The sequence below is a fragment of the Mucilaginibacter glaciei genome (genome assembly GCF_014773245.1).
Lineage (GTDB): Bacteria > Bacteroidota > Bacteroidia > Sphingobacteriales > Sphingobacteriaceae > Mucilaginibacter > Mucilaginibacter glaciei.
Map to the genome: position 1 here is coordinate 51,669 of NZ_JACWMX010000012.1, position 13,258 is coordinate 64,926.

Below are 13,258 nucleotides of genomic sequence, written 5' to 3' on the forward strand. Positions count from 1 at the left end.
TCATCACTGTTATAGCTGATCATTCAAAATTTAGCTGTTCTTTATCTATTTACCACGAACACTCTGTAAAAACAATGATGGTGCCCAATTGTGTAATATAACCAAGGCGGCTTTTGCCCTGCTCACACCAACATAAAACAAAGTTCTTCCATCTGCTTCATTTTCTGGCTCCAAGGGCTCCCTGCGCCGTTCAGCGGCGTTCCACGCTTGATAAGGTATTCGTCCTTCGTTAACATTATTTAGGATAACCAAATCAAATTCCAAACCTTTTGCCTGGTGTATAGTGTTACTTGTAATACCTGCTACACCTGATACTGTTTCTAAATATTTATCTAAAGTCCATAAGGAACTTTCAGCTACGTCAATTAAGCCAATTATCTCTTCAAATGCGCAGTGATTAATTCTAAACACATCATCGAATATTTCTTTTAGTGATGTAATTCCACAAATTAAATCAACAGATTTATCCAACGCTAAAATTTTAGATATGATGGTATTCGTTGCCTGTGTAAATTCGCGTTCGTTTAATACAAGGTTGTTTTCAAGCAGATGTAAATCAATATTCCGTTTTACAATCCGCAAATTTCGCATTGAGGTTGAATAGTTAAACCTGCTAATTCCTCTAAGTAAGGCGAAAGTCGATGTGTTATTAGAGCGGTGCGGCAACGCTCCCAATCCAACTACTCTATACTTATGCCTTAATGCCCGGCTAACATTTATAGCGTCTATCCAACTGGTTGACAATATCGCTATTTCCGAAAGTTCACACTTATTTTTAACGAATTGGTCAACACAGGATAATATCGTTTGGCTATGGTTATCGTTAGTAGTCTGCTTAATAATAAGCGGGAAATTTTCTTTATTGTATTTGGATTCATTGGATAATACCGGATGATTAGGAAATAAAGCAGAATAAGCGTTAACAATGTTATTTGTTGAACGGTAAGTATGTTTTAAAACACGAACTTCAGTTTCAAAATCCTGCGAAGCCTTAATAAATGCGTTATCAATTGCACCTGCAAATCTGTATATCTTTTGCTTTTCATCGCCAACCAAAAAGAAGGTACATATTTGCCTTGTATTAATCGTCTTCAATATCTCATATTGAAAAATGTTTGTATCCTGAAATTCGTCTACTGCAATCTCATAGAATTTATTGGCCAAAGAATTAACGACAAAATCGTTCTCACTTACGACTTTGTATGACCTAAACAAGATCTCATTAAAATCAATGGCTCTTTTTTCTTTCAAAAAGGCGTAAAATATTTCCGCAACGTAAGATAACGACAGGTTATTATAAAGGCTGACACTTTGGTCGAGTTCGCCGTCCAATGTTTTTTTGATCTTATTTAATTCATCTAACGGACTGTTACCCAAATCAAGGTCATGATTTAATTCGATAAACTCCATTAGTTCATCGTAAGAAATAACTTTAGGCTTACTATATTTATAAATCCAACCGAACGGCTTTAAAATGAACTCCAGGCAAAACCGATGGATTGTACCAATAAAAACATCGCTTTGCTGTTGAGTAATCAATCGCGCCGCTATTTCATCCGCGCCCGCGTTGGTGTAGGTTATCAGGCCAATACATTTTCGATGGGGCAAACTATCAAGCTTATATTGCGCCCTTGCGACGAGTGTTCTTGTTTTCCCGCTTCCGGGTGAGGCGCTAACAATCGTATTTCCAGGCGAATTAAAAACAACATCGTGTTGAATGGAATTTAACATATTTACCTGATCTTTTTCGCTTTTTTTATATGGTTTATTGCGTCAGATAGATATTGGGGAATTTCGAACCATTCATCGACTAAAAGGCTTAGTTCTTGTGCAAACCGTCCTTTCATAACCGTGTTGTCAATCCGCTTAATAAGTTCTTCTGCCCAAAGGCTTTCATCATTGACAACCGAAGCTAACAAATTATTATATGATTTAACATGCCCTAAATTCGTAAAACAGTCTTTCAGGTAGCTGGAATTTGTTGTGGGATTAGGAAAGAGGTCGATTTCTAAAGTTTTAGTGCCAGGACAAACTAACACCCTATCGGTAACTTGCAATGCCTGGGCATTGGCGATGGACGTGGTTGTAGAATCATCCTCTTCCCATTCATCACAATCACCGTCGATAATAACGACCGCTGGTATTTCCAAATTATCATTTTGAACCAATTTAAGGTAAGGGTCGAAATACCTGCAATGTATTGGTATAACCGAAACATTATGTTCTGTTAAATTTATCCCATATATTTCTTTTGCGATAGCCGGTAAAATATATTGCTCACCAACACCTTCTACAAATATTATAGCAGATGCAAAAAACATCTCACTTCTGGTAGCATCGAGATATCGTTTTAAAAGCAAATTTTCTCTATCTGATAATAAACCACTTTTAAAAGGAGCAAAAGACTTCACCTGCCCGTGGGCATTTCTAAATAAAATGTTTAAGTTTTTATAGTTACAATCACTTGCAATATGGGTCGAATGAGAGGTCATAAAGACCTGGGTAGTTTTAAGATCGTTAAGATTCGCAAATAATATTTTCTGCAATTGGGGATGTAAATGCGCTTCTGGTTCTTCAATTAAAAGAATATTGATCTCATGGTCCTGGCTGGAATTTTCTAACTCTGCAATGAACAAGCTTAAGTAGAGTATATTTTTTTGGCCAAGCCCAAGTGTTTGAATCGGAATATTACTATCGGCGCTCGGGTTAAAAAAGAGATTTAACTGGCTCCAGGCATCAACATCGAAATTTGATAAAAAACTGATTGAAATTGGAAAGGAAAAGTATCTACCAGCGATAGCGACACCTTTCTTTTGAATATTATCTGCTAAATCGGGTATAAAAGGAAGTTGGTTAAGTTCTGTTGACGATTCTGTCAGGATATTTTTAACGCTTTCTAATTCTGTTTCCGCATCAGTTCGCGATTGACAGTAGCGGCTCAATAATGATTTGGTACTACCATGCAAATCTGAATTTATATTTCTAAAAGCATTGATATAATAGAGATTTATCCCTTCCAAGTCCCGGAAATTTATAGGCGAAGCTTGCTCAATAATATCGTCTAAAGCTATTGCATCACAACCTGCGAATAAGCGCCATTGGAAATCATGTAGGTTTATATGGTCGGGAACCGTAGATCCTGCCAAAAATTTATATTTGTGTGCATAGATATAAGTTATTTGTGCGGTATGTTCGCCGGTTTTGCATGAATGAAAAGTCGGGAATTCGGATAGTTTCTTGCTGTAGAGTTCAATGCTGATTAAAATATAATCGTCGGCATCCAAGCGATTTTTAAACCCATGAAAATCCTTTAATTCTAATTTGCGTGAATTGTAGGAAAGTTCCTTATCTAAAACCAGCCGGATGGCCCAATAGAGGTTACTCTTGCCAATATTGTTTTCCCCGATTATGGTTTGAAATCCTTCCGAAAAGTCTATCGTGATATTCTCAAAGTTCCTGAAATTTAAAATGGTAATCTTTCTTATATTCATTCCGCAAATTGTAAAAGTGTAAGCTTTTTAGGATAATGTAAAGCTATGAATTATAACAATTCATTTTCTCTAATAAAACTGCCCCTTGTTCCACCGAATAACTTCAAACTATAAGAAAACAGAGGGTGTTCTATGGGTGGGCTATCGCCCGCCGGGCAATTTTGGATCATAATGGAATGCACTCCTTCTAACATACTTTTGAAAAATAATAGTCTCTTTTTCTTAGGATTAGCGAAAATCCATTTTTTGATAAGATATACTGAGGAGTATTAAAGTTGGAGATCACAATTTGTGATCTCCAACTCTGACCAAACGGATTTAGGATTTATTTCTTTAAGTTTCAGAATAAAGGAAGTAGCCTTAAAATAGCCAACAGGCTATTAATGTTAGAAGTGAAATATAAATGTCTGCTGACGGTCGTACTTAACTTTGTCGATATTTAACCAAATCATACTAAAGTAGCGCCCCCTGTTTTCACCACAGATCATCAAACCATAAGAAAACAGGGGGCGTTTTTCGGGCGGGCGATAGCCCGCCGCCGGGGAGTTTTAGAAATAAGGGGGGATTGCTCCCCCTTATTAGCAATTAGTTATAAATTAATGCTTCGCTTCCCTGCGTTGCAAAATCCCGGCAAAGATTAAAGGCGGTTTGAGCCCTTTGTTTGGCTGTACCGTCCATAATGGACTTAAACTTGGCTTCATCGCTTTTGAAACTGCGCACATTCTGAAAATAACCCGTAACGGCATTATATGCGCCAAATACCGTTCCTGCGGTTGTATCCATTTGCTGGGTCTGACTTCCCAAAGCGTACTCATACACATTATCTACTATATTGGTGTAGTGGGTTGATAGTAGTTCTGTTTTACCTTCGGCTAAATTCTCTAACACCTCTTTATTCGGTGCCATTGCAATCTGTATCAGTTTTTTAACCTCGCTGTCGGTGATACGTACCTGCACCCATTGATTAAATAGCCCCTCCATTTCTCCCGCTAATAAATTGCTGATACCCATTAACGTATGCGCCTGTTTAAGCCGTTCACTGGCAGATGCCGTATGACGGATTTTAATCGCGCCTGAATGATTATTCATAGCTGCGTTGAGTGTGTTATTGCAAACTATCCTGATAGGCGTAAAAGCTGCGGTAATGCTTCCTAAACCATCGTGTGTAGTCGTTAAAAACAAATACTGCTCTATCCAGTCCTTAGCGCCTACCCGTATATAATCAGGCAATTTTGCCGTAATAAATACCCGCTCACCATTCCCCAACGCTCCCGCAGTTTCGTATAAAATACCATCGCCACCGCCTACGATAGCATCGAAAAAAGAAAAAGCATCCCTGTTTTGCACAACTTCGTAATCGTTGCCCACCACGCCCAAAACCTGTTCTGTATCTGCCCGAACGGTCGCAAAGAAGTTAGGCACTTCTATTTCAGGGATCATTATATCGTTACCGGGATCGCCTAAATGGTTTTCGGTATCATAGGTAAACAAAGGGCGTTTTTCAACAATGTAGTCTAAACCTGCGTGCTGTATCGCTTCGCTACTGGTGGGGTAGCGGTCTATTACCTGTCCTAAGCCGTGCCAGGCTTTTTCCTTTACGCTCATAAAGCTGTTTTTACCTGTTTTCTGATTGAAATTTATTTGATGTGCCATGATGTTTATTTTTTTGTGATCAGTTCAATTATTTTTGTTTGTAATACCTCCACGTTCGGGGTACTGCTAACCTGTAAAACCGTTTCGGTTTGCAGTTCCTGTATAGCATCGTTTATGTTGCTATGCGTGGTCTTGATGGTAACTTTTACCAGTAAAAAGATTTTATCTTCCATTGCCTTATTTACTGATAGGTATTTATAAAATCGTTTAATTCCATTTGAAACCTTGCGGGATTTTCCTGCGCTAAAGCTTCTGCGTAACCATCCCAAAATATCTGGTTGGTTAACTCTATAAATTGCTCGTACATCGGGTTATCTTTTGAGGTGAAATTTAAAAATGCCCCCGGCTTGCCACCGGGAGCATGTGGTTTACTAAGCATTAGGAAAAATGATGTTGGCTTCAATGTCGGCCAGTTTTTCATGGCAGGCATCAAAAATGAACTGCGATACCATGCGGATAAGGTTTGGCGTGTTGGTTACAAACTCCTGGCCTTTATCATCTTTGATTATCAGTTTGCACCCCTGATATGGGTTACTTTCTAATTCGTCGTTTTCTTCAATCAGTTTCACCTCAAAATCTTCCAGTAACTTAATGCGGGATAAAAGAGTAATGCGCTGAATGCTTAGGCGGTGCAACCCCTCAACCGATTTTAAAGTCTGCTCTAAGTTCAAAGCAAACTTTTTAGGCTCGGCTTTTGCTTCTTCCACTTTGGAGGTTTCTGCTTTCGACTCTTCCACCTTTACCAGCTCGGCCTTTGCTTCGCCGTCTAATTCTTGTCCTGTGGTATAGGGTGCAATGTTAGCGGGTTGGTTATCCACTGTAGCGGGGCTACTGGTTTTAACCTCGCCATTGTTGTTTGCCTCAACTTGCGCAGTTTGGGCAGGTGTTTGATCTGTAGCTTTTCCATCTTCTTTGGCTTCTTTGCCCGTTAAGCTTGGGCGGTTTACGATTTTGTTAGTTGCTTCATTGTTTTTTGCTGTTGCACCTTGTACACCGTTTGCATTTTTTTCTGCTGTTTTCATTTTTTAAATGATTTAAAAGGGTTAAAAATTTGTTTTTTCGTTTCCCTCTTTTCCCGAAGACTTTCCCTAAAAAGCTATTTTTCAAAAGAAAAAACGGTAAAAAAGAAAGTCAAAAAGGCGGTCGTAAGCATGGGCGGGAGAACTATAAGTCCCGAAGGGTGGCCGCAGCGTAGCGAAGGACATTATGCGTTCGTACGAACATGCTGACCGATCTTGACGCCTCTTTTGTCCGTTTCTTTGGAAAATAGCACCTGGAAAGCATCTGATATTTTAGCAGGAAATTAAGTGCGGAGAGAGCGCAAGCGAAGCTTTTCCCAGCAGCGCGGGTAAACAAGCGAAGTCGGGAAAGATGCGCTTAATTGGATATGGGTGCCGGTTAGTCTACAAGCGAATGCTTTTGGAGCAATGCAAAAAGGCAGGAGCGGACGTAGTGACTTCCATCGTCATCCATTAAATGCAATTGTTAATCATAACCTTCTTTATAGGAAAGGTAAATGCGAAGAGTCAGGCCAAGGAACGTTGTCAGCAAATGATTGGTTGAGTTATGCTTTTGAGAATTATGATGGAAGCGCGTTAATTTGCGCTAAGCAAGTTAGCATTAACATTATAGAAGCATCATGCCCAGTAAACTTGTAGCAAGCAACTCATCCGGGCAATGGCTGAAAAGTAGTAACACATCGACCATCTCTTTTGCTGGACTACCAATGCTCCGATTAGTTCATCTGACTAAAAAAATATACCCAGAGTAGACTGTTTTTCCATCTTTGAGGTCGATGGCGTAATAGTATACACCAACAGGTGCCGTTTTACCATTATAATTGCCGTCCCAGGGTTTCCACTGGCCTACAGTACCATATACTTTCGTACCATACCGGTTAAAAATATTGACGTTAGCTTTTGGGTAATTCTGTAGGTTTTCAATAGTTAAAAAATCGTTAAATCCGTCGCCGTTTGGAGTAAACGTGTTATTAATGATCAGCGGCTTGAGTACTTTGAGTACAAACGATTGTTCTACTTCGCAAATACCGTTAGACGCGATCAAAGTATATTTTATGTCATCTATTGGGTTTGCCGTGGGAAAAGGGGAGCTAGGATTATCGAGCCCGGTGGAAGGCGACCATTTATAAGTTAAATTCTTATCGGAATATACAGGTTTTATTAAAATACTTTCCCCCAACCGCACATTTAAATTTTCAGGGAGCTTTATTTGTGGCTCTGCAAGGACAGTGATTGCCCGGGTAAGGGTGTAGGTGCATAGATTAGCTGTAGTAAAGGTATAAGTGATTGTATGTATTCCAACGCCAGCGGTGCGGGGATTAAATAGTCCGTCGGCTCCCAGACCTCTTCCAGTAAGTTTTGCTGCAAATGCGGGTATTCCGGTAGTTTCTGTTGCTTCGAGCGCAAAAGGAGCAGTGTTCATACAGATAGGGGGGATGCTATCAAAACGCAGTTTTGGAATAGCATATACTATTATCGTTTTAGATACCGAATCGGCGCAACTTTGTCCGGAATATGCCTTTAACTTCACCTTCAATGACCTTGAAAATGGCGGCCCGTAAAAAGGTGTGTAGACATGCCTATAGGTATTATCGGCCCGTAGAACGGTAATTGTATCCCGGTCGCCGGGTTGGTTTTCTGAGTCAAAGGTCCATTCCAACCTGCTGACCGTGCCGCCGTCAACCACCGACGACTTATTTTGAATGACAAGTTCACTATTGCCGCAGATTCCTCGATCGTCCTTAAGTTCGAAGTCCGCTTTTGGGAGTACACCATTAACAGTTATTTGCCTGGTCAGCGCAGAATCGCAACCATTTGGGTTGCGCAATAGCAGTGTTACGTTATATATCCCGGGTAAAGAATAGCGGTGCGATGGGCTTTTCAAAACAGAGGTGTCCGGTTCTGTAGCAGACGCATACCTGTCGCCAAATTGCCAGCGGTACCTATTAGCTGTGTTACCGGCATCAATTTCCAGAGTAGTATTGGTGAAATTCACTTTGCCGTCTGAAAGGCAAATGGTAGCTGGAAAAGAGAAACTCGGTGCGTTGGCAGAGTCGATAGTCAATAAGCTTTCACCAGAATCGATTTGACAGCCAGCGGCATTTTGAAGGCTCAGGGAGATCTTAAATTGTCCCGTCCAGCGGAACTGATGACCGACAGGGTCACCTTTTAAATCAACTATAGATTCTCCGTCGCCAAACCGCCATATCCATCTGATCGCTGAGGGCGAAGAACTTTTTGGTGCCCTAAAGTACACTGTCTTATTTCTGCAAGCCTTTAGCGGCGCTGAAAAAGATAACGCGGGTTTTGATCTAACCTGAATCGTATCGTAGACAACGCGCTGGCAGCCTGTACGCGCCAATAAATAAAGCTTGACAATGTAAGTACCCTGTTGCGTAAAAACATGGCGGGCTATGCGCCCTTCCGCACGGTTGCTGCTATTGCTTTTCTCGTCACCAAAATCCCAGTACCATTGCGCAACTCCGGTTGTGTCCCCACTGGCATTGAAGGAATAGAAGTTGTTACAGTCTTCTTTGACAGAGGTAATCATTCCCAGCGGCAACGGAAGCACTTTAAAAGCCCCCAGGATTTGCTGCGTTAGCGTGCCGCACTTATTCTGACCGGAGGGATAGTCCGCAACGATGTTTATCGCATAGTTCCCCGATACATTGAAATAAGCAGGTTTAGCCAATTGATAGTTGTAAGTGGGTTTTCCGTCAACTTCTGTCGCGGTAAAAACGGGTTTTTCTTGCATAATCGGCGGAGCCGAAGCACTCATCTGCCAGGAGAGCCGCGGGGCAATGTAGGGCAAAGTAAGTTTAAAGGTATAATCTTCATCCGTACAGGCGGAATCGATGATCATGCCGGACGTTTTGCTGACGGCCACTATAGCTTGGTTAGCGGATAAGTTAGTCCCTGCGGAATAGGCATAAGACTCGACATTGCCAAACCCGTAGGCGATAGCATTAAACCCCTCGTCGGCTGAGAGCTTAAAGGTGCCGACCGGGTAATCATTGAGGTTAAGTTGCAGATAAGAATACCCTGCCAGCGGCGCATAATCCTTGAATGTCGCTTTAGGCTTAGCGCCGTTAATTGAAAATGAAGCAGCGGATACCGTCTTGATCAGAATGTTAACATATTGTTCTTTGATATTTTCCCTGGTAGAAGAATAGACCGTTATATCCGCTATATTGAATTCAATGGGATTAAGGAGGACCATATCCGGATCGCTGTAACCCTGTAATGTGGTATCAGCCACATTCGTCATATTGCTGCAGGATTGGGAAAGGGCGAACTGGGCAACACTTATTGCTTTTGAACCGGTGATCAGAGCAGGCATATTTAAGGGGGATTCTGTCGTGTAGTACTCGCCGGCATTCAGCGTCTTTACAACACGACCATCAATGCGGAGAAGCGTCATGTCTTCCACGGCCAGTACCCGAAGATACTGCCCCGCTGTACGGGAGAGCAATGTCGCGGACGGGCGTGTCATCGCAAAGGGAATGAAACCATAATTGCGTCCCCAGCTTTGCACAGGATAGCACTGCTGGTAAAGCGGATCCAGTGATTTGGGCTCGCAACCTGCTGTAGTAATGCTTACACCGGAACTACCCGAAAACATAGCAAAGCTTTTACATGCGGAAGTGGCCGTATCGGTGGTAACCTGTGTGCCGGTAAGGTCCTCGTCGGATAAAAATTCATATACGTCGTTTACAGCATCCAGTAAAACACCTCCGGGAACGAGGTCGACCTTGTTTTTGCGGATAAATATCCTGGTGTTCGGTTCTGTCGCCACCAATGTGATGAAGTTTTTACCTTCACCGTTATGTTGCTGAAAGTTCATACTGAAGTACTGACCGCCCAAAGCCTCTTTGGGGAGGACCAGTGAAGCGGCAGAACGCTGGCCGGCAAAAAGATGTGCGTAGCATATTATTTTGGCCTGCCCCGGATCAGTTAAAATATGCACTGCCCTGTTGGTCAACACGCGTCCTGCCTCCGCTTCTTGCACGTAAGCTTCGCTACGGGGAATTCGGATTTCGGTCACCTGGCCTTCGGATACCGTAAACCGTTGCTTGAAATTACCGACTGTCACAACGCCTGATGATGCTGTCTTTCCTGTTAGAAACAAACTTAAATTCGCGTTAAGCGGGAGGAAGGCTTTGTCGAAGTCAGCCTCGTGAGTAGGGAAAGTCACCCAAAACTCTGTTCCTTCATTCGAAGTACTTTGGCCGTTTGCACTCACCCAAAACACCACCAGCAGTACCGTTAAAACAAAATAATATCTGAGCAGAACAAAATACATTTGTTAAATAGACTTGTAAGCGGTTTAAGCAAAGAAAAATACAATAATTAATAAGCATTTACAATTACCAAATTATAAATATTTTTTTTTCAATTTTTTAATAGGTTAGAGATAAATGGAATAACATTAATGAGTTGTCTCTACGGCGTTATAGCGTTTATAAGTATGAAAAAAGTTTGATGCAAATATTTTTCTTAAAAAATATTTTAATTATAACTTTTTCATATATTGACAAAACGTAAATCTCTACTCTTCACAGCGAAATTATTTTAAATTATTTGGCTTGCCGGTAGCAAATTTGCTGTTGCAACCGCAATTGGCTGCATCCAAACCTAAACAACCAGCCTTATCACCCATGAACAAAATTTCTATTTTGTTTAATTTTCGTTGTGCCTAATGAAAAAAGCGATGTTCGTTTTTTTTACGGTTTGTTTTTTCAGCCATTTTGAGGCTACTGTTTTAGCGCAGTCTAAAGTGACCGTTATGGCTGATTCATTGAAAGCGAAGGGTGTCAGGTCAGCGGTGCAAAAAGGGAAAAAGTTTAGCTCGGCGTTAAAAGATACGGCCAGATCAACTAAATACCGGGATAAGGCAACTGCACTGGCAAACGATAAAATTGCCGCTTTTTCAAAATCTTTTAATGAACAGCTAGGAAAATTAAGCAAACAGACATTAGCGGTTGACCTGATGCTGGAAAATAAAAACAGGTATAACCCGCTTTCTGAGGCGGTACCCGGCATGGTCATCCCCGGCCGGAGACAGGTCAGCGAATTTAATGTGATCGGGATCGCACGTATTTACGGCATTCCTGTCAATGTAAATTACTCCACTAACCGTTTATCGGGCTCCGGGAGTCAGCTGCAGGGACTTAATAATAATCTTTTCAAGTTTGACTTTGACCCCCGTCAGTTTTCGGATATGTTCAAAACCGATTTGGAGCAATATTACGACCTAAGGCGTCAGGCTTTCGGCGGTCTTGACCTGACTCAGTACACACGGAAGATGATCACGGAACAACTTCAGGGAGAGTTAGATCGTCAAAAAACCGGTTTCACGGAACTGATCGGGAATAAAGCTTTAGCGGCCTATCTGAATAAACCGGAAAATTTAACAGGGCTGCTTCAACTCGATGAACGGCAGATCAGGGATAAACTAAGTAAAGTGTTACTGGAGAACAATTCTTTACTCGATAAGGCGGCTTCCGTTACAGGAAAGTTGGAGAAGGAATATAAAGAGGCGGAGGCCCGCTACAGCGCAGCCAACCGTAAGGTCGACAGTATAGGGATGCTAATCACAACATTAAAAGAGCAGCTGCATAAAAAAGGATATGACGTCGCCAAAATGATTGAGGTCCAAAAATACCTCGAAGACCCGCGTAGACTGGCGCCATCAGAGATGGTCAATTCCTATATGAAACGGTTGCCCCAAACTAAATTTCAGAACTTATTTTCCAACATCCGGGAGCTTAAGCTCGGGTCTTACAGTAAAAATGTTCCGGGAGCACTTAAAAGTAATGACCTTTTTTTAAGCGGGAGCCACCTTACTTTCCTAACTAATGGTCAGCCGATCACTATTGGTTACGGTGGAACGAATGATCTGAAGTCTTTTAAGGATGCCGGTTTTCAGAACTCCGTGTACGGCACCCCGCAGAATATTACTTATATCAGCACCGAAGTCACCAGAGGGATGTTCGGTAAGGTCAAACTTTCCTTTATTGGTTCAGTAAGCCGGGAAATCAGCAATAATAACTATACGATTCCTGCTGCGCTTTCCAATAACCTGGCGTTTACGGTCAACAGGTCTTTTAAACTTGGAAAATTGGGAGAAGCCGCATTAGATCTGTCCAGGTCCACTACTATATTAAGTAAAAACTATCAGGTGAGCACAGAGGCTGTTCTGGATTCCAAAGCAGGACTGAACAATCCTTTCGGACAAAGTTTTTTAGAGGCCTTTGCCTTTGGCGGGAGCCATCACCTGGAAATGGAAAAGTCAGGGTTATCTGAAAATGTCTATTTCAGCTATTCGGGTTTGGGTTACCAAAATCCCGGCAACACGGGTAACGGCGGTGCAAGACGAAAAATGGGGGGGAGTCTGCGCAAATCTTTATTTAATAATAAACTCATCGTAAACTTCCGTACCGATCTCAACCGCATGCCGATCAGTTACACTTCTGGCGATCAATGGAAAACCTACCAGGTTCAGTTCGACAGCCGTTACACTATCAATCGTAAATTCAATGTTAGCTTGAAATACAATAATAGTGGGACGGACAAGCAGGTTAACCAGATCAATACGTCTGTATATTCTTTCCAGAAAGTGCAGTTTGACGGAAATGCTTCCTTTAAGATCGGTACCCATGCATCGGTCAGTCATCTAACCACGGGTTTGCAGGTATTTTCTAACAGCTATTCCAGCGCGTCGGCTGGAAACCTACTCATGGTAAACTATATCCAAAGCGTTCTGATGAAGAAAAATGCCATAACCCTTTCTGTTTTTTATAACAAAGAGCTTTCCGGCTACCAGTTGATCGGAGACATGCTGAATGCCGACGCCGCCTATCAATATTCACTTTTTCATAAGATCAACCTTTCAACGGCGGCAACTTTTCTAAATAACAGTAATTCAGCCCGGCAGTTTGGTATCAAGCAGGGAATCCAATTGTATGCCGGCAGTCATTTTGACCTGGATTCGTACCTGGATCTACGTAAAAATTTGATTACGCCGCTTTACCCGGAACTCTACGCAACTTGCAGAGCGGAGCTTTCACTAAAATATCACTTGAAAAATTGATC

8 protein-coding genes are annotated in these 13,258 nt (G+C 41.7%); 1 reads left to right on the top strand and 7 read right to left on the bottom strand.

What is annotated here, in order from left to right; translation table 11 throughout:
* Positions 1-45: 45 nt before the first annotated feature.
* The 7 genes from IDJ76_RS20105 to IDJ76_RS20135 all read right to left on the bottom strand — a co-directional run bounded on the left by IDJ76_RS20105 (position 46) and on the right by IDJ76_RS20135 (position 10,466).
* On the bottom strand, positions 46-1,731 hold the full coding sequence (locus tag IDJ76_RS20105) for a UvrD-helicase domain-containing protein (RefSeq protein WP_191166042.1): 1,686 nt from the start codon (positions 1,729-1,731) through the stop codon (positions 46-48).
* A gap of 2 nt (positions 1,732-1,733) precedes the next feature.
* Positions 1,734-3,491 carry an ATP-dependent nuclease gene (locus tag IDJ76_RS20110; RefSeq protein ID WP_191166044.1) on the bottom strand — a complete coding sequence of 586 codons (1,758 nt, stop codon included), beginning with the start codon at positions 3,489-3,491 and terminating at the stop codon, positions 1,734-1,736.
* A 585-nt stretch (positions 3,492-4,076) separates the two neighbouring features.
* Positions 4,077-5,144, bottom strand: a complete 1,068-nt coding sequence (locus tag IDJ76_RS20115; protein ID WP_191166046.1) for a DUF932 domain-containing protein — start codon at positions 5,142-5,144, stop codon at positions 4,077-4,079.
* 5 nt (positions 5,145-5,149) lie between these two features.
* Entirely contained in the window at positions 5,150-5,317 is a 168-nt protein-coding gene (locus IDJ76_RS20120) for a hypothetical protein (protein ID WP_191166048.1), read from the bottom strand.
* Between the two features lie 8 nt (positions 5,318-5,325).
* Entirely contained in the window at positions 5,326-5,523 is a 198-nt protein-coding gene (locus tag IDJ76_RS20125) for a hypothetical protein (protein WP_191166091.1), read from the bottom strand.
* On the bottom strand, positions 5,516-6,166 hold the full coding sequence (locus tag IDJ76_RS20130) for a hypothetical protein (protein ID WP_191166050.1): 651 nt from the start codon (positions 6,164-6,166) through the stop codon (positions 5,516-5,518). The genes IDJ76_RS20125 and IDJ76_RS20130 overlap by 8 nt, the downstream gene beginning before the upstream one ends.
* A 718-nt stretch (positions 6,167-6,884) precedes the next feature.
* Entirely contained in the window at positions 6,885-10,466 is a 3,582-nt protein-coding gene (locus tag IDJ76_RS20135) for a PKD domain-containing protein (RefSeq protein ID WP_191166052.1), read from the bottom strand.
* Positions 10,467-10,862: 396 nt separating this feature from the next.
* Between IDJ76_RS20135 and IDJ76_RS20140 the strand changes: the two genes are divergently transcribed.
* Positions 10,863-13,256, top strand: coding sequence for a hypothetical protein (locus IDJ76_RS20140; protein WP_224746426.1), 2,394 nt, complete (start codon positions 10,863-10,865; stop codon positions 13,254-13,256).
* The last annotated feature ends 2 nt before the right edge of the window (positions 13,257-13,258 follow it).